Source organism: Methylobacillus gramineus (genome assembly GCF_020532675.1).
In the GTDB taxonomy this organism is placed as follows: domain Bacteria; phylum Pseudomonadota; class Gammaproteobacteria; order Burkholderiales; family Methylophilaceae; genus Methylobacillus; species Methylobacillus gramineus.
Genome location: NZ_JAJAVE010000002.1, coordinates 76,992 through 94,836, shown reverse-complemented (window position 1 = coordinate 94,836; position 17,845 = coordinate 76,992). Strand labels below are relative to the sequence as shown.

Sequence of the window (17,845 nt, the reverse complement as noted above, 5' to 3'; positions counted from 1 at the left end):
GTGATCTCATGACGGTCAGTTGTCCCGCCCTGCTGGTATCTGCTCCAGCCTCAAACCAGGGAAAAACCCTTATCACAGCAGCACTGGCAAGAGCCTGGCGCAACCAGGGCCTGAAAATACAGGCGTTTAAATGCGGGCCGGACTTCCTTGATCCCATGATCTTGCAGACCGCTACCGGCAGACCGGTCTATAACCTTGATCTGGCCATGTGTGGCGAAACCGATATCGCAGCCAGGCTTCATGCAGCAGCACAGCAGTCCGACCTCATCATTGTCGAAGGTGTCATGGGGCTCTATGACGGCAATCCATCGAGCGCGGATATTGCGGTCAAATTCAACTTGCCTTTGGCACTCACTATCGACGCCAGCGGCATGGCACAAACCTTTGGCGCACTTGCTGCCGGATTACTCTCGCATTACCCCGCGCTCATTCCCGCTGGCGTCATCGCCAACCGCACAGGGAGTCCACATCATGCCAGCCTGTTGAAAGGCAGCCTGCCCTCGCATATTGCCTGGCTGGGTGCCCTACAAAAAAAGGATGAGCTCACCTTGCCGGAACGCCATTTAGGCCTGTTTCGCGCCAACGAGATCCATGATCTGGAAACTCGTATTGCCTTGGCAGCCAGCATGCTGGCTGAATCCGCCTCACTGGCACTGCCACCCACGGTTGAGTTTAATACTCCTGTAGCATCAGCGATTGAGCCGCTGCTTGCCGGCAAAACCATTGCGATTGCGCAAGATGAAGCGTTCTGTTTCATTTACGAAGCCAATCTGGAATGTCTACGCGCACTTGGGGCCACTCTCCGCTTCTTCTCTCCCCTACATGACCACACCTTGCCTGATGCAGATGCCATCTGGCTGCCTGGCGGTTATCCAGAGCTATATCTTGAGCAGATTAGCAGCAACCAAGCCATGCATAGCGCTCTGCATGCAGCGTGGAAAAACGGCATGCCCATGCTGGCTGAATGTGGCGGCATGATGGCCGTCAGTCAGGCCATCAATGCATCTCCCACTTTTGGGCTCTTGCCCGGCAATTCCGTCATGCAACCACGCTTCCAGGGCCTGGGCGTACAGTTCGCGGAGCTGCCAGAAGGCCGCTTGCATGCGCACACTTTCCATTACTCCAGCTTCATCAGTGAACTAGAGCCATTGAGCACAGCCACCACTCAACGAGGAAAACCCGGCGAATCCATCTATCGCCATGGTGGCCTCACTGCAAGCTACCTACATTTTTATTTCCCATCCAATCCCCGCGCCATCGCCAGCTTATTTTCATGATGACTCTTCGCTATAGCTCTTCCCTGCTGTATCTGCTGCTTTGCTTGAGCGCACCAGCTTCAGCAGCCACCCTTTTTGGCGTGGTATCAGACCGTACAGCCCCTGCTGCTGCCACAGCGGCTCACACAGCACTTGAGGCGAGCAAGGGCAAAGACCAGATTATCCTGCGTACACAATCCCAGGTACTGGCTGCCGACAGTCGCACCCTGAAGCGTTGGTTACAACAGGCAGATGCGGTATTCGCCATTGCCGTTTATGCGGAAACCTCACAACAATTACAGGCACAACTGGACCAACTGGGTTCAGGCAAACCGAAGAACTTCATTGCCTTCAACGGTGATAGCGCACTGTCACTGCGCAGCCGCTGGCAAGGCCAGCAAGTCAGCAATTTTTCACATGCCAAAAGCCTGACACTGACGCAAAACAATCTTTCCCCAAAAGTGGCAGAACTGGCTCAGCAACATCCGGCTGCCAGCCAGTGGCTGGGATTGCATAACCTGTGGCAGGCAGGTGGTAACGATAATCTGGCAACATTCATGCGCCAGCTACTACATCCGGCTGCCAGCTTGCCCGCTATCCAGCCAGAACAAACCCTGCGACTGCGGCGTGGTGGCAAGGAGCTGGAGCAAACCCTCAATAACCAGCCCGGGCCGATGCTGGCAGTGCTGGACTTGAGCACCAGCGACCCGCAACCAGCAGATGCAATCTGTGCCGCCAGCGAGCAGCGTCGCATGCCATGTATCACCATCATGGCGCGCTGGGGCGAGACTTCTCGTGATGCAATTGCCAACCTGAAAAAATTACTGGCACCAGCCACCCCCACCGGGCTGGTCGTACTGCAAGACTTTGTGGTCGGGGCTGCCGAGGGACGGGAAGCTGTCACCGAGCTGCTAAAGACACTGGATGTCCCTGTGTATAAAGCCATGAGACTCACAGACCGCACGGCTTCCGCCTGGCAATTATCCGAAGATGGATTGCCGATCAACTCGGTGCAATACCGCGTGGCCATGCCTGAAATCCAGGGTAGCTCACAGCCTATCGTCGTCGCTGCCGCAGGCCCGGCCACACTGGATAAATTAACCGGGGTGGAATTGAAACTCCCGCAAATCCTCCCTGCCGAGGTCAAGTCATTGGTGACACGCGTGCTTAACTGGCAAAAGCTGCAAGCCAAGCCGAATGCGGACAAGAAAGTCGCGCTGATTTATTACAATCACCCGCCTGGTCGCCAGAACATCGGTGCCGACAACCTGGATGTCCCTGCTTCGCTGTTTGACATGCTGCAGGCACTGAAAAAAGCCGGATATACCACCGGTGCACTGCCTGCTTCTCAAGAAGCATTGCTTGACCTGATGCAGGAGCGCGGCGTCAACTTGCCTGAGGACAATGGCGCGCTGGCAAGTATGAGCCAGCAAGTGAATAGTCTGGACCTGCCATCCTATATGAACTGGTTTTCTACCCTGGCACCGCAGGTTCGCGGTGAAATGGTGGAGGGGCCACTGGGCAAGCTGCATGCGGACCTGACAGCCGCGCAGAAAGCAGGCGAAATTGATATTGCGCGCAACCGGCTGGACAAGGCCATGCACGAGCTGCGCCACCTGCTGGAAGGCGCTGATCACCCGGAGCGTAATAATGCCCTCAAGCAACTGGATGCGCTCAACAAAGCCTATCTGCAATGCCTGGACAAGCATACGGACTGCAGCCAACTCACTGTGCAGAAAACCCGGCTAGCCGGTTTGGGCATAGAAGGACTGAGAGGCTGGGGCCAGCCCCCAGGCAAAGTCATGGTGCATGACCGCAAGCTGCTGATCCCAGGCCTGCAATTTGGCAATATATTCATCGGACCGCAGCCTCCGCGTGGCTGGGAAGTGGATGAGGAGTTACTGCATGCCAACACGACCATCCCGCCTCCACATCAATATCTGGGGTTTTACCATTGGCTACAAAGCAGCTTCAAGGCGGATGCACTGGTACACATAGGTCGCCACTCTACCTATGAATTTCTGCCGGGCAAGGCAGTGGGGCTGGCTACAGATGATTACTCCCGCATCATCGCGGGTGACCTGCCCGGCATCTATCCCTACATCGTCGATGGTGTGGGTGAAGGCACGCAGTCCAAGCGCCGAGGCCTGGCCGTCATGATTGATCACCTGACACCCCCCCTCACATCCACACCGCTCTATGATCGGCTGCTGGAATTACGGCAAATTGTAGAGACCTATGAATCATCAAGCTCTGAAACCATGAAAGTGGAAGCCGCGCGTGAAATGCGCCGACTTGTGGAAGCCCTGCAATTGCGTGCAGAGCTTGAGGCCAGCATGGCCGATGTACTGGAAGTCCGTGGTATTGGATATGAGCAGACAGACGATGATCTTCTGGCCCATGAAATTGGCCATTACCTGACCAAACTGCAGGAAAAATTCATGCCCCATGGCCTGCATATCTTTGGCCGCCAGTGGTCGGATGAATCGTTGCAATTGATGCTGGACTCGATGGCACGTGGGCAACCTGACAGCGTGAGCCAAAAAACGCGTGATGCGCTGGCAGCCTCTCCTGCACTGGAAATGCAAGCCTTGCTGCACGCACTGGATGGCGGCTTTATTGCCCCGGGCAAGGGCAATGACCCTTTGCGTTCACCGGAGTCGCTGCCCACAGGACGTAACTTTCATGCACTGGATGGCGATGTCCTGCCAACGCGGATAGGCTTCCAGATTGGTGCCAGCATGGCTACCAAGGTGCGTGAGCGCGATAGCGTCAATGACAGTGAAGGCGTCATTCTCTGGGCATCGGATGCGGTACGTGATGAAGGCGTCATGGTTAGCTTTATCCTGAGCCTGATGGGCATAGAGCCAGAATGGAACGCGCGTGGCATTGTGCAGAAAATGCAGCTCAAGCCGGATATACCGCGGCACGATGTCATCGTCACCACATCCGGCCTGTTCCGCGACCTCTATCCCAACCTCATGCAGTGGATAGACAATGGGGGTCGCCTGGCACTCGCAGCCTCAGCCCAGCAGATCCGCCGCGATCACCCGCAATTGAACAATGCGCTGACCACTGCACTGGAACCACTGGCTGCAAGCTTGCAGGAAGGCAGTGAGCCCCTGGCGAGCAACGGCGTTGCGCTGCAATGGATACGTCGCACCCAGGCCCATATGCAACATGGCCAACCCGCACAACAAGCGGGCCGTGAAGCTGCATGGCGTATCTTCGGTGATGCTCCCGGTGCTTACGGTACAGGCGTCAACCGGCTGACAGAGCGTTCCGGTACCTGGAAAGACCGCAATGAACTTGGCAATGCCTACCTGACCCGCATGGGCCATGCTTACGGCATGGATGCACAGGGACAGCCCGCGCAAGAGGTACTCAAAACTGCATTAGGCAGCATTACCAACACCTACCATGGTCGCGCATCCAATCTATACGGCCTCATCGACAACAATGATGCCTTTGACTATCTCGGAGGCCTGTCACTGGCCACTGAAACCGTGACCGGTAAACGACCCACGGCACGTATCCTCAATCACACCGATGCAGATAACCTGAGTGATGACCCATTGGAAACAGCGCTGCTGATGGAACTGCGTGGACGTTACCTCAACCCCGCATGGATACGCCCATTGATGACACATGGTTATGCCGGTGCACGCACCATGGGCCAGGAGTTTCTGGAAAACCTCTGGGGCTGGCAAGTGACACGCCCCGACATCATCAAGGACTGGGCATGGGACGAAGTGAAGCGTGTCTATATGGATGACGGACTCAAGCTTGGCCTGGATAAATTCCTGGAAAAAGACCACAACGCCCAGGTCAAAGCACACATGCTGGCGATCATGATGGTGGCTGCTGAAAAAGGCTATTGGCACACGGATGAAGCCACATTAAGACAACTTGGTAGCGACCTGGCCAAACTTGTCAATAAAAACGGGTTACCCGGCAGTGGCCATACAGCACCCAATCACCCCATGTGGAACTGGCTGATGCCATATCTGGACAGTGCCGACCAGCACACATTGCAACAGACTTTGTCCAAGGCACGCGGTGATGCAGTACCCGCAACTTATGCCAGCCAGGCTGATACCAACAGCCCTGCAACACAAGAGCCAGCTCAATCGCCCATAGCAGAGCAAGTGAAACCCAAGATAGCGCCGGCAAAAACGGCTATAGAAAAAAGCAATACACCAGAAACCAAACCAGCAGAACCCCGCGCCTATGAGATAGCCGTTAAGACTGTGCAGGACAACTGGCAATGGCTGCTGATGTTGCTGCCCATCTTTATCGCCGGGCTATGGTTTGGTACCCGCAAGCCCAGGTTGTAACCAGCCATGCCTTCACCAGCTAACTATATGGAATAACTGCTATGCCTTTTGATCTGGATAACTTGCATCACGCCATTACCTGGTTATTGAAACCTGTCATTATCATTCTGGTGATCTCCGTCATCATCGCCGTCCTGGAAGCTGGCCTTACCCTGGGTGAACGCTTGTTCGGACTGCGCCAGATGCGCGCCTCAGGCAATATCGACGCCGTCACCAAGCTGGCACGACACCGTCTGGAACGTGCAGACCTGCTTTCCCGCATTCCGCCCATGCTGGGCCTGATGGCAACCATCATCCCGCTCGGGCCTGGCCTGGCAGCGCTTGGACAAGGTGATCCGGCACAACTGGCCAAGGCCGTCACCACGGCATTTGATGCAACCGTGCTGGGCCTGATTGCAGGCATTATCGGCCTTGTAATCGGCAAGCTGCGCCGTCGCTGGTATGAAGATGTGCTGGAAGGACTGGAAGCCAGATCATGAGCAAATTGCGCCTGAGCAGCCGCTTTGACCATGAAGATGAAGACCCACGGGCCAGCCTGGTCAACCTGGTGGATGTCATGCTGGTATTTGCCTGCGGCCTGTTGGCCGCCCTCAGCGCTGGCGGACAAACCATGCTGGTCAAACCAAAGGAAATAGAGCAAGGCCAGGAAATCAAGGCCCCTGATATTGCCAGCTCAAGCTCACACCTGGGCAATGGTTACCAGTCAGTGGGACAGGTCTATCGCGACCCCAAGACCGGCAAACTGGTATTGATAGAAAATACAGAAGGTAAAACGCCATCACCCTGACTTGATAAGCCAGGGTGATGGCGTGGGCATGACTGCGTTAAGCGCTAAACTCTTCGTCCAACTGACGCTGTTCTTCTTCAGTCAATTCAGGACGGCCTGCCGTGATGGTGCGTGCTCGTACCGCTTTGGCTGACTGAGAAACCTGGATAGGTGATCGGTACCCACGCAGTGTAGTCCGCGTGCCCAGTGCCCCCACATAGGTCAGGTCATTCAGGTTGTCATATAGCTGACCGGTGCTGATCAAGCTGCCGGCTGTAAGGCTCAAGGTAGATACCGGGGTTGTGGTACTGGTCGCCGCATACACCAGGATCTGTTTGCCACGCGCAAACCATATGCGGTCATTGTCAGCAGTATATTGTGCGGCCCAGAAGTAGCCGGGCGCACCAGCGCTGAAATCATTGATGGTGGTAAATGTGGTGAAGTTAGTTGTGCTCACCAGCTTGCCCGCCAATTGCCAGCTGCTGTTATAAGTGCCCATCAGGATATAGGCCGTGGTTCCCTTGAAGCTGATGTCACGGAACTCGTAAGGGTAAGTGGCACTTGGACTCAGCACATCCGTCACAGTCGCCGTGGTCAGGTTAGCCAGAGTGTAATTAATTTTCTGCAACCGCGAAGCAGCGTTAGGCGTGCCTGATGAGCCTTGCACACCACCAACCGCTGTCACATAAAGATCATTTCCACTATTCGCAAATGCAAATGCATTTTTCGCCAGATTGGCATTGTAGTCAGTAGCACCCACGCTGATTGCGCTACCGCCGGTAATGGTAAAACGCACCAGCAGGCTATTGGCATAAGTCGTCCAGCCGCTATTGGCAAAAGTGAATAAGCCAAACAGCGTGCCACCTATATTGATGAGCGATTGACCATGCGCAACAAAGCCACTCGGCGTCAGGCTGGCAGGCAATGTGTAACTGACCCCCGTTTGTGCAAAGGTTGTCGCATTGATCTCCACCACGCGTGCATTGTCGTAATCAATCGCATACAGATAACTGCCCACTTTCACCAGGTCACCGAGGTTTTTTACATTGGACCAGGTGACAGTCGCCGGGCTTGGTGCAACCGTCGGAGAAACAGCGTTATAAATCGAGACCGGCCTGGAAACGCCATTAACGTAATCGGTCACTGCAATCCGCAAGACATTGGTACTGTCTGCAAAGCCTTCCACCTTGGGGTCGCCATTGAGTCCTGTTTTAAGATTAGGGCTTGCGGCTACCGCACTACCAGTATCCAAAATACGACCAGCCATACCACGACCTATATTGGATGCATCATAGTAATAAACGCTATAAGCCAAAAATGTATTTGCCATCTACCTGCTCTCCTTTAATGAACTCAGAATAAGAATTTTCTATTGGTACCGCATGTATGCTACCTCTGGCATGAGAAGGTGAAACCTCAATCAAAATGTATACGCTAGAGTAAAGTAGGCAGTACGACCTTGCTGCGGATAGAGTACATTGCCTTTAATTGGATAGACCTCATCAAACCGAACGCCCGGAGCAAGACCAAACTGGCAAAGTATGTAATCTGGATCAGAAGGATCGCAGCTATCCCATGAGTACTCATGTTTTTGATCTCCTCTGCCCCCTAGCTTCTGCTTAGGGCCTTGATTAAAAATGTCACTCACACCTGCTGACAGCTTCCAGCCTTTAGTTATTTTGTAATGTGTACCAACATCAAAAGTGGTGAGCGATTCTTCCCAACTTTGCACATCCCTATAGAGACGGCCAGTATGTTTACCTTCTATATACGTCATCAGGCTCCCATCAAAAAAATGTAGATTCAACCGCACATTGGTAGCCACTGCCGGCATGTTACGCACCCTGACCTTGTCAGCATCAGGGAACCTACTCTGAGCTGAAGCACCCCCATAGTAAAAGAGTCCCCCATCGCGGTACCATCCTTGTTGCCATGTGCTTGCAAACTGAATATCGACGCGCTGACCAAAACTTAATTTACCCTCAACTTCAACCCCACGATTATAGGTTTCCCCTGAGTTGATATATTTAGCTGCGATCGGCACCGAATAAAGCGTAATAGCATTCTTAGCCGTACGCTCAAAAATTGTCAGCCTGAAATCACCTCCGAGACTATCTGTTATCTTTCCATGCCATCCAAAACCAAACTCGCCATTACGACCAGTTTCAGGCTTGAGAGGCACAGTCTCCCCGGTACCCGCCTGAGCATTGGGGACAGTATCAAAACCATTCCCATAAATTTCATAAAAACTCGGATACCGAATGTAATTACCGTAACTACTAAATACTTGCCAACCTGTATCAAGATTCTTTTTCAGACTAATACTACCTGTCGGCTTCCAGTCATATTTACCGGATGGTCCACTTTGTGGAGAAGATGCACGCCCGATCACAGGGCCATCAAGCTTTTCCATCCGAACAATAGGCGTGACTTGCAAATTACCCAGCGCAGCAATCGTAATAGTGTTCTGAGCTTGTACACGTGTTCCATCTCGCCGATATTGGGGAATAAAATCGGAAGTCTCTGGATTATCACTAATATCGGAATAAAGCGTTTCACGATAACGATCAACATGTAATTCCAGCAATTGACCCACAGAAGCATTTTGTCCAAGCTCCCAAGTTAGATCTCCCGACAAACCATAACGTTTTGTGCGATAGTCCATCCATCGTCTGCCAGGGTTACTATCGCCAGCATCAACATTTTGGTAGCGCTGGTCTTTATCAAGGTAGGTAAAATTAACTCCTGCACCCATATTGGCAAAACTATCTCGCCAACCTAGTAAAAACTCATTCTGGTTCAGCCTCTGTTGTTTACGTTGACGCTCTCCAAACTGCACCCATGCGAGATCTTGGGCATGATCTGTATATGAAGTATTGCTACTAATCTCACGAGGCAAATAGCGTTCCATTTCCAGGTATGCCCACTTAGCAACTAACTTCTGGTTCTGCCACTTAATAAGAGCATTCTTTTTCTCAAAACTATTATTGAGACGTCTACGATTCACAGGGTAGGGTTCACCAGTGATTGCATCAACATTAGCCGTTGATGGTCTCGTACCATCCCCATGCACAATCTGATTCAAGGATTGCACTGTGTAATCCTTGTACCTGAAATCCCCCTCACTACTCTCATCATCAACCCCAATCAACAGATTCCCACCAAACAGCGGTGTGGTGATGCTGGCACTCTCCTGCTTGCCATCGTATGAGCGTCGTCCGGCTGACACGCTGCCGCTTAGGCCTGTTGGCTTTTTAGTGACAATATTGATTGCACCACCCATGGGAGCGCCGGAAAAGCGTGCTGGTGTTACCCCGCGATAGACTTCAACGCGCTCGACATTGGACATGGAGATGGTGGAGAGATCAGCAGCGGTTTCACTGGAGGTATTGACGGGAATGCCATCGATATAGACATTGACCTGGCTGGGTGCACTGCCGCGAATACTGGCGGTGGTATATTGCCCAGTCCCCGCCACCCGACGTACATAGACCCCCGGGATCTGGTCCAGCAGCTCCGGCAGGGATTTATGCTCGCCCTTGACGTCATCCGGGTATACCACTGACACCACCCCTGGAGAGAGCACATCTCGCAGGGCTGTGCGACTGCCAGTGACATCAATGGCAGGCACTTCTGCGATGGCAGTAGATTGCAGGTCTGATGAAGCTGCTGGAGTGGTTTCTACGGCTAACGCATATGTAGCAAATAATGTCGCCGCAATTGCAAGCGGTAACAGTGCTGTGATGTTCATGACTTCCCCTAGACACCAATTATTTGGCAGGGACAGCCGATTACGCACACGGATTCCTAAGACTCCAGAGTGAACGGCAATGCGGCCCCCGCCGCTTTTTTCGTCGCCCAGACGGAAGATTTCCGTACCATTATCAATCCCTGAATAAGGCAAGAGCGACCAGTGCTGGCGGGTATCCTGGCTTGCGGGTCAACATTCAATGCACGCCTTCCCAGGTTGATCTTCTCTCAACACCCAGTGGCTAGAGCTTGGCATTGCCAGCTCACAGCACATTTCACTCACCGCTCACAGTTGCAGGGACAGCTGCGGAATTGGATGACGCATCCTTACCGCATTCCCCATTAAGCCTTGTAACAAGGCACCAGCACGATCTATCGGTGACGCAAGCACCGACACAGTACAATGCAGGCAATGCTAACGAATATTAATATCAGAAACAACTTCTTATCGTATAAATCTATAAAAATGCTTTCGCTTGCTCAAGAGCTAAACTCACAGTGTTATCATGGTTGTTATATTTATATAACAGAACCATATTGTTAGCTTCAATGGCACCTCCAACCCAGATTAAGATTGTCCAGTTTGTGGCTATTGCAGCCATTCTGGCATTCTTTATGCTGTTGACGCGCGGTAGCCATGTGCTCACTCCTTTTTCGCTGCCTGATGCCAGTCCCGTCATCTTTCTGCTAGGCGGGATATTTTTACAGCGTGCTCTCTGGTTTATCTTCTTTTTCATGATGGCCACCGCGATTGATTTTGGTGCCGCGGCCTTTAACCCTTACCTGGGTTTCTGCCTGACTGATGGCTATTGGGGCATGATTCCTACGTACGCAGTGATGTGGCTGGGCGGTCGCTGGCTAGCGACGCGGCAGGATACCTTTGCCCTGCTGCCCTATGTGCTCGTCACTATCTCCACCACATTTCTCGCTTTCGTTATTTCCACCCAGACCTACTACCTTTTTTCCGGACGCTTCCCCAACAATGGACTGCATGAAACCCTATTGCATGGCTGGAACTACCTGCCAGAATATCTGGGATTTTCCATGATGTACTTTGCCATGGTGTGGGGAGGTGCGCATTTCGTCCGACAAATCCGTATCCTTTGGACCATGAGTGTCTAAAGCCCATCTAAGTTTGCTTGAAGTATGAGTTCCTCTGAAAAAAATCCCTTTGCTTTTCCAGATTCTCAGGTGGCCGGGGTATATCGCGCCATCCAGGAGCGTCGCGACATGCGCCACTTTCGCCCTGGCAAGATCGATGCTGAGATTTTGCACAAGCTACTGGATGCAGCCCATCATGCTCCCAGCGTAGGCTTGATGCAGCCTTGGCGTTTCATCCGCATTACCAGCGATCCCTTACGCCAGAAAATTTATGACCTGGTGCAGGAAGAACGGTTGGAAACCGCCCATGCACTGGGCGAGCGTGAGTCAGAATTCTTGCGTCTCAAGGTTGAAGGCATCAAACAGTGTGGTGAATTGCTGATTGCCAACTTGTGTGACAACAGGGAGCGCTTTATTTTTGGCCGCCGCACACTACCGGAAATGGATCTGGCCTCTGTTGCCTGCGCGATTCAGAACCTATGGCTGGCAGCGCGAGCGGAAGGTCTAGGCATGGGCTGGGTATCTATTTTTGATCCGGTAAAACTGGCTACACTGCTACATCTTCCAGCAGGAGCCAAACCAATTGCCATCATTTGCCTGGGCTACGTCGATGAATTCTACACATCTCCCATGCTGGTAGAGGCTGGCTGGGCGAAAGAGCGGCCATTGGCCGAGCTGATGATGGAAAATCAATGGACAGATTCAGTATGAGTTTGCACCAGCGCATCATCTGCCTCACCGCAGAAACACCGGAAATTCTATACCTGCTGGGTGAGCAGGATCGTATTGTCGGCATCTCAGGGTTTACCACGCGGCCCTCTATTGCGCGCAAGGAAAAACCCAAGATATCCGCATTTACCAGCGCCAATATCAACAAAATTCTCGCGCTGGAACCCGACCTGGTACTGGGATTTTCCAACCTGCAAGCAGATATTGCCACTAGCCTGATCAAGGCGGGGATTGAAGTCCATATCTTCAATCAACGTTCTATCGAGGAAATTCTGCGCATGATCACTACCATCGGTGCTTTAGTCGGCGCGGTGGAAAAAGCGGCACTATTGGTCAGCGAGCTGCGACAACAGATGGATCAAGTCGAAGAAACCGCTTCCTACCTCCCTCGCAAGCCAGTGGTCTATTTTGAAGAGTGGAACGATCCCATCATCAGCGGCATTAAATGGGTGAGCGAACTGATTGAAATTGCAGGAGGTGAAGACTGTTTTGCTGATCTGGGCCAATTCAGACTGGCCAAAGAACGGGTGATTCATGACCATGAGGAGATTATTCGCCGCCAGCCAGATATCATCATCGGCTCTTGGTGCGGCAAGAAGTTTCAACCTGAGCAGCTACTGGCAAGGCCAGGCTGGGACACCATCCCCGCTGTGCAACATGGCCAGATTCACGAAATAAAATCTGCCGATCTCCTGCAACCAGGCCCGGCTGCCATTACCCAAGGCCTCAAACAGCTGCAAGCCATCATCCAGCGATGGGGCGTACAGCAGGCCCATAGCAAGCATTGGAGTTAATCATGAGTTCCAGCCAACCCCATCCCCTGCACCTTATCCTGGGCGGTGCACGCTCAGGTAAAAGCGCTTATGCAGAAAAACTTGCCGAAGAAAGTCAGCTGGCAGTCACCTACATTGCCACCGCCCAGGTCTATGACTCTGAGTTTGGCAACCGTGTACAACTACACCAGCAACGCCGCCCCGATCATTGGCAAACGGTAGAAGTCCCTCACAAGCTCGCTGATACTTTACGCGAACAGGCGGCCGACAATCGCTGCCTGCTAGTGGATTGCCTGACGCTATGGCTGGCGCAATGCATATGCCCTGAATGCGCCCCGCCTGAAGGAGTGGATTGGCCATCCGAGCGACAAGCATTACTGGATGTACTACCAAAACTCCCTGGAAAAATTATATTGGTCAGCAACGAAGTCGGCATGGGCATCGTGCCGCTGGGCGAGATCAACCGCCAATTTCAGGATGAAGCAGGTCGCCTGAACCAGGCAGTGGCCGCACTGTGTCCTCAAGTGACATTTACAGCCGCTGGACTGCCATTGCTGCTCAAGGGCTAGGCAGATCAATGTACTCCGCCACATTCGTTTTTGATAAAAAGCAATTTGATGAAACCTTTTATCAAATTGATCAGGAAATTGCCGAATTTGCCCGGAAAACCACGGGATATATAGGTGAAGAAGCTTGGGAAAACCCGGAAAGCGGGCGCGTTAGCAATGTATATTATTGGCACACCATGCAAGGGATGCAGGAGCTGATGCAACACCCCAGGCACCTGGAAGCCAAAGCGGCGCAGTCCAATTGGCTTAACGGTTACCAGGTCATCATTTCTCAAGTACTGCGCGCTTATGGCGATGGCACCTTTGCACATCCCACCAACGCATTGACCCACCACGCTTCAGAATGAATAACAAAGGCAGCTTGCCTTTATGATGACCGCGAGACCTTGAGACCAATCACTTTTGCGCCGGTATATTGAGCAAACATCCCAATCGCTTCATTGATGATGACCTCATGATGGGCTTGTAAATGCGCAACCAGATCGACCTCGCGCAAACGATACAACGGAGGCTCATCCGCGTTGTTGGCCGAACCCAAGGCACGGAATCCCAAGCGGCCAACCGCCTCCTGATTCAGCGTGACCAGCACCTCGTGCAATCCCATCCTGAGCGCTACCTCTCCCACAGACAAGACAAGATGCCGCTCACGATGCGCACTCACAACCAGCCTTCCTCGCGCATCACTTCCTGAATCAAGGGCACCAACGCTTGCGGCAAGTTGACCTTGGTCAGCAAGCCCTGATGTCCTTCTGGTGATACCTTGCGCAGGGTCTTGCGCAAAATATCCTTCCATTTCGGCACATCATATTCTGGATGCTGCCCTACAAACTCCTCCAGGTAATACTCAACAAACACCATCACAATCAGGTTTTCCAGCGCCTGCATCTCGCCATCAGCCAATGAGGCATCCTTGCTGACCAACTGTGCCACGCGCTTGATCATACCCTCATCATAGCCCGCCTCCTGCATCAGCTCTCCCGCCAACTGGGCGTGGTACGCCTTGAGATTTTTGCGCCATTGATGATACCCCGGGCGTGTCATGGGATATGAAGCGCGGCTAATGGTCCAGCGCTCGATATGCTGACAACGTGCTGCCAACTGCAATGCTTCGGAAGCCTCTGGTAAATAGCGTGCAAGCATGTCACTCATGCGCTGTGCATACAGCAACTCCTTGGCATACTCTGCACCATTGAACACCACCCGATTCGGATCTTGCGCATTACGCGCGTCAAACGCCATCATTGCCCTGGAAAAAGCCGGGCCAAATTGGGGGAAATCTTGCATGTCAGTCTCTAAACGTCATCAAACAAATGAGCAATTCACCATTTTACGCTAAAGCCTCATGCTAGAAAATTTACCTGCACGCTGAAAACATGGTGTAATCCCCCTCTCCCATCTAGTGCAGGTACCTCTCCCATGAATTTCACTCTCAAAGACGAATACGTTGAGCTTTGCAACCTGCTCAAACTGACAGGCATTGCAGACTCAGGCGGAAGAGGTAAAGCCATGGTGGCAGAAGGACTGGTCAAAGTGGATGGCGAACCAGAAAGCCGGAAGACTGCCAAAATACGTGCTGGTCAAGTGGTCGAGTGCATGGGGGAAACCATAGAAGTACTGGCTAAGGAATAAGCACACACTTATTGGTTGCTATTGATGGCAACCAATAAAAAAGGCCGGAAACTTCCGACCTTTTTTACGAAAAACATAGTTACCGCTTAGCTGGCATACTTGATTGAGCAACCATAAGGTTTGGTGCTGGCATGAGATACTTTCTTGCCACTAGCTAGTTCGCCCAAAGCAAGTTTGACATAGTTATCTGCCTTGGCAATGTCCTCAACTTTGGCAGTCGCGATACTGTCGATACCACCTTTATAAACCAATACACCTTCAGGATTGATAATAAAAATGTGGGGGGTAGTTTGTGCATCGTATTGTTTGCCGATCTTGCCATCATAATCCAGCAATACCTTGCTTGGTGCTGCACCGCGCTCTGTATTAAGCTTAATCGCTGACGGACCATCAAGATGTCCTTGTTTCCCTTCAGCGGAAGAAATTACCTGCAACCACACGATGCCTTGAGCGACCGCGTCTTTTTGCAGATTGGGAATATTGCCGCTACCGTAATGCTTCACCACGTAAGGACATTCATTATTAGTCCATTCCAGTACCACGGTTTTACCTTTGAGCGAATCCAGGCTCAATGTGTCACCATTGGCAGTTTTTACGGAGAAAGCTGGAGCTGGCTTGCCAATATCGGCAGCAGCGTTAGCCGCCAACGGCAGAAAAGCCAGGCTGGTACCGAAAATAGCAATATTCAGTAATTGACGTAACAACATGATGAACTCCTTGATTAGTTAATTATTGAGTAATAATCACAACTTCTGCACTGCATTTAATACAATTTCCGGCGTCAGAATCTGTGGCAACACTTGCGGTTTTGCATCCTTGCCGGCCGGATACAAAATATATAAAGGCACACCACTACGACCAAACTGTTTAAGCAACTGTGTAATCTGCTGATCCTGATTGGTCCAGTCTCCTTTGAGGTAAGTCACACCCGACTTACTAAAAGCATTAGCCACACTCTGTTGACTTAAGGCGACCTGCTCATTGACCAGGCAAGTAATACACCAGGCCGCAGTCAGGTTGATAAAGACTGGTTTGCCCTGGTTACGAAGATCATTAAATCGTTGCTGGCTATATACTTCCCAGTTCTTTTCTGTAGCAATGCCGGCAGAAGTTTTACTATCAGCAGCACCAATCGCCCCCGCAAACAACTGAATACCGCTGTAACTCCCATAGAGCAGAACCAGCACGCCCAAGAAAGAGAAAGCATTCGCGGCATAACGCTTCTTATTGCTGCTATGCCGGGTGATTTCATAAACCCAGGCCAGCAATGTAATGAGTAACAATCCTGCCAGCGCCAGTGCTACGGCGTTCGCCCCTGCTTGCTGAGCCAGCACCCAGATCAGCCAAATGGCAGCAGCATACATAGGGAAAGCCAGCAACTGCTTGAATCGTTCCATCCAGATACCTGGCTTGGGCAAGAAACGCTGCAAGCTAGGCCAGTGACTAAGCAGTAAATATGGCAGGGCAAGCCCTAGTCCCAAGCTCAGGAACACTGAGAGCAACACAACTGCTGGCTGGGTAAGGGCATAACCCAGAGCTCCCCCCATGAAAGGCGCAGTGCACGGCGTAGCCACTACTGTCGCCAATACACCAGTAAAGAAACTGCCGCTATACCCTGATTTATCTGCAAGTGAAGAACCAACCCCAGTGAATGAACTGCCTATAGTCAATACACCAGACAGGCTAAGACCCACTGTAAACATCAGATAAGCTACCAACACTACAAAAATTGGAGATTGGAACTGAAATCCCCAGCCGACCTGTCCACCTGCAGTTTTCAGTACAATCAGTACCACACCTAACGCGATAAAACTTGCCAACACCCCAGCGGTATAGGCCCAACCGTGACGTCTCGTCTGGCTTTGTGACTGCTTACTGTGATGCAACAATGACAAAGCTTTGATTGACAGCACCGGAAATACACACGGCATGAGGTTAAGAATGATCCCTCCTAAAAGCGCAAATAACAGTGCGGAATAAAAACTGATATCCTCACCAGCATCAGCACCCTCTACCAGCATCTCTTGGTCAACAATCTTTTCCGCAATTCCTGGCCCCAGCTTCACATCTAGCTGGTACCCCTGTGCGAGAGTACCGCTACTGGTTTGCTTGCTGATGACCAGCACACCTTTAAGTGACTCTCCAGCAAGCAATGGATTATCTCCAGCTGTTAACTGCAGCCACAAAGCATCGGGGTCTATTCTTCTAGGTTGCCTGGATTTATGGGAAACACGTCCCCACTCCTCCGGGAAAAACCAGACTTCCGCCTTGCTCTCAGACTCAAGGACTTTGCCTGGGATCTTGAGCAATGGCCCCTGCTCCTGCCCATAGGCATCAACTTGCCAAGGACTAGTGATGGGTAATTTCTGCTTGGCCTGGGCAATCAGCTCATTTCCATTGCCACCATCTACACCAGCTGGAATGACCGGGAGGGACAAGGTCAACGTTACCTCCTGAGGGATGCACACGTCATCACAGACCAACCAGTTCACCAAGGCCCTCACAGGGAAGTGATCGCCAACTTTCAGTGTGGTCGGTACGCGGATGCTGGTCAGAAGTGTTACATCGTCAGAGTAGCCATAATTAGTAATCGGCCCGACATTAAACCTATGCGGTATCGGCCATTGGATATCGCCTGCTTCGCTCCCCGCAGGTAAAGTCCAGGCAATGGAAGTCGCCATGCCAGAATCACCTGGGTTGATCCAATAGGTATGCCAATGTGGAATAATGCGCTGGTTGATGCCTACAGTGATTTCATCGCCAGCATGCACAGCTTGAACCGAAGCTACCAGCTTGGCTTTAACCTGTTCAGTTGAGGCTTCATCCGCATCTGCGGCAACACTATTGCCAGAGATGCTGAACAAAACTAAAAGAACTGAAGCAATCCAGCCGTGGCAAGCCATATGCCGATCCACCAATATACGTTTAATCACCT

Annotated in this window: 16 protein-coding genes and 1 riboswitch; of the genes, 10 read left to right on the top strand and 6 right to left on the bottom strand. The window is 52.0% G+C overall.

Annotated features, from left to right (window positions below):
- Positions 1–8 precede the first annotated feature (8 nt).
- The 4 genes from LG201_RS09880 to LG201_RS09865 are packed head-to-tail and all read left to right on the top strand — an operon-like array spanning position 9 to position 6,380.
- Positions 9–1,277, top strand: coding sequence for a cobyrinate a,c-diamide synthase (locus tag LG201_RS09880; protein WP_226772037.1), 1,269 nt, complete (start codon positions 9–11; stop codon positions 1,275–1,277).
- Positions 1,274–5,593 (top strand): cobaltochelatase subunit CobN, encoded by a 4,320-nt coding sequence (locus LG201_RS09875; protein WP_226772036.1) that lies wholly within the window; start codon positions 1,274–1,276, stop codon positions 5,591–5,593. The genes LG201_RS09880 and LG201_RS09875 overlap by 4 nt, the downstream gene beginning before the upstream one ends.
- A 41-nt stretch (positions 5,594–5,634) precedes the next feature.
- Positions 5,635–6,072, top strand: a complete 438-nt coding sequence (locus LG201_RS09870; protein WP_226772035.1) for a MotA/TolQ/ExbB proton channel family protein — start codon at positions 5,635–5,637, stop codon at positions 6,070–6,072.
- Positions 6,069–6,380, top strand: a complete 312-nt coding sequence (locus LG201_RS09865) for a DUF2149 domain-containing protein (protein ID WP_226772034.1) — start codon at positions 6,069–6,071, stop codon at positions 6,378–6,380. Before LG201_RS09870 ends, LG201_RS09865 begins: the two co-directional genes overlap by 4 nt.
- Before the next feature lie 37 nt (positions 6,381–6,417).
- Here the strand turns inward: LG201_RS09865 and LG201_RS09860 are convergent, their stop codons facing one another.
- Positions 6,418–7,689 carry a hypothetical protein gene (locus LG201_RS09860; protein ID WP_226772033.1) on the bottom strand — a complete coding sequence of 424 codons (1,272 nt, stop codon included), beginning with the start codon at positions 7,687–7,689 and terminating at the stop codon, positions 6,418–6,420.
- 90 nt (positions 7,690–7,779) lie between these two features.
- Positions 7,780–10,110, bottom strand: coding sequence for a TonB-dependent receptor (locus tag LG201_RS09855; RefSeq protein WP_226772032.1), 2,331 nt, complete (start codon positions 10,108–10,110; stop codon positions 7,780–7,782).
- Between the two features lie 150 nt (positions 10,111–10,260).
- Positions 10,261–10,491: riboswitch (cobalamin riboswitch) on the bottom strand.
- A 167-nt stretch (positions 10,492–10,658) separates the two neighbouring features.
- Here LG201_RS09855 and LG201_RS09850 point away from each other — a divergent pair.
- From LG201_RS09850 to LG201_RS09830, 5 genes are read left to right on the top strand one after another with little or no spacing between them, the layout of a single operon-like run.
- On the top strand, positions 10,659–11,231 hold the full coding sequence (locus LG201_RS09850; protein ID WP_226772031.1) for a hypothetical protein: 573 nt from the start codon (positions 10,659–10,661) through the stop codon (positions 11,229–11,231).
- A gap of 24 nt (positions 11,232–11,255) precedes the next feature.
- A complete protein-coding gene (gene bluB / locus LG201_RS09845) occupies positions 11,256–11,921 on the top strand; it encodes a 5,6-dimethylbenzimidazole synthase (protein ID WP_226772030.1) in 666 nt (221 codons plus the stop codon).
- Positions 11,903–12,733, top strand: a complete 831-nt coding sequence (locus LG201_RS09840; RefSeq protein ID WP_404809731.1) for a cobalamin-binding protein — start codon at positions 11,903–11,905, stop codon at positions 12,731–12,733. The genes bluB and LG201_RS09840 overlap by 19 nt, the downstream gene beginning before the upstream one ends.
- A gap of 2 nt (positions 12,734–12,735) precedes the next feature.
- Entirely contained in the window at positions 12,736–13,281 is a 546-nt protein-coding gene (gene cobU / locus LG201_RS09835; RefSeq protein ID WP_226772029.1) for a bifunctional adenosylcobinamide kinase/adenosylcobinamide-phosphate guanylyltransferase, read from the top strand.
- A gap of 8 nt (positions 13,282–13,289) precedes the next feature.
- The gene (locus LG201_RS09830; RefSeq protein WP_226772028.1) at positions 13,290–13,628 is read left to right on the top strand and encodes an antibiotic biosynthesis monooxygenase; all 339 of its coding nucleotides are present in this window, start codon (positions 13,290–13,292) and stop codon (positions 13,626–13,628) included.
- A 20-nt stretch (positions 13,629–13,648) separates the two neighbouring features.
- Here the strand turns inward: LG201_RS09830 and LG201_RS09825 are convergent, their stop codons facing one another.
- A complete protein-coding gene (locus LG201_RS09825) occupies positions 13,649–13,942 on the bottom strand; it encodes a hypothetical protein (protein WP_226772027.1) in 294 nt (97 codons plus the stop codon).
- Positions 13,939–14,565: a DUF4202 domain-containing protein gene (locus LG201_RS09820; RefSeq protein WP_226772026.1), complete on the bottom strand. Its 627-nt coding sequence runs from the start codon at positions 14,563–14,565 to the stop codon at positions 13,939–13,941. Before LG201_RS09820 ends, LG201_RS09825 begins: the two co-directional genes overlap by 4 nt.
- A 132-nt stretch (positions 14,566–14,697) precedes the next feature.
- On the opposite strand from LG201_RS09820, the gene LG201_RS09815 reads away from it, so the two are divergent.
- Positions 14,698–14,910, top strand: coding sequence for an RNA-binding S4 domain-containing protein (locus LG201_RS09815; protein ID WP_226772025.1), 213 nt, complete (start codon positions 14,698–14,700; stop codon positions 14,908–14,910).
- Between the two features lie 86 nt (positions 14,911–14,996).
- Here the strand turns inward: LG201_RS09815 and LG201_RS09810 are convergent, their stop codons facing one another.
- Positions 14,997–15,617, bottom strand: a complete 621-nt coding sequence (locus LG201_RS09810) for a redoxin domain-containing protein (RefSeq protein WP_226772024.1) — start codon at positions 15,615–15,617, stop codon at positions 14,997–14,999.
- 36 nt (positions 15,618–15,653) lie between these two features.
- Positions 15,654–17,843, bottom strand: coding sequence for a protein-disulfide reductase DsbD family protein (locus LG201_RS09805; protein WP_226772023.1), 2,190 nt, complete (start codon positions 17,841–17,843; stop codon positions 15,654–15,656).
- Positions 17,844–17,845: the final 2 nt, after the last annotated feature.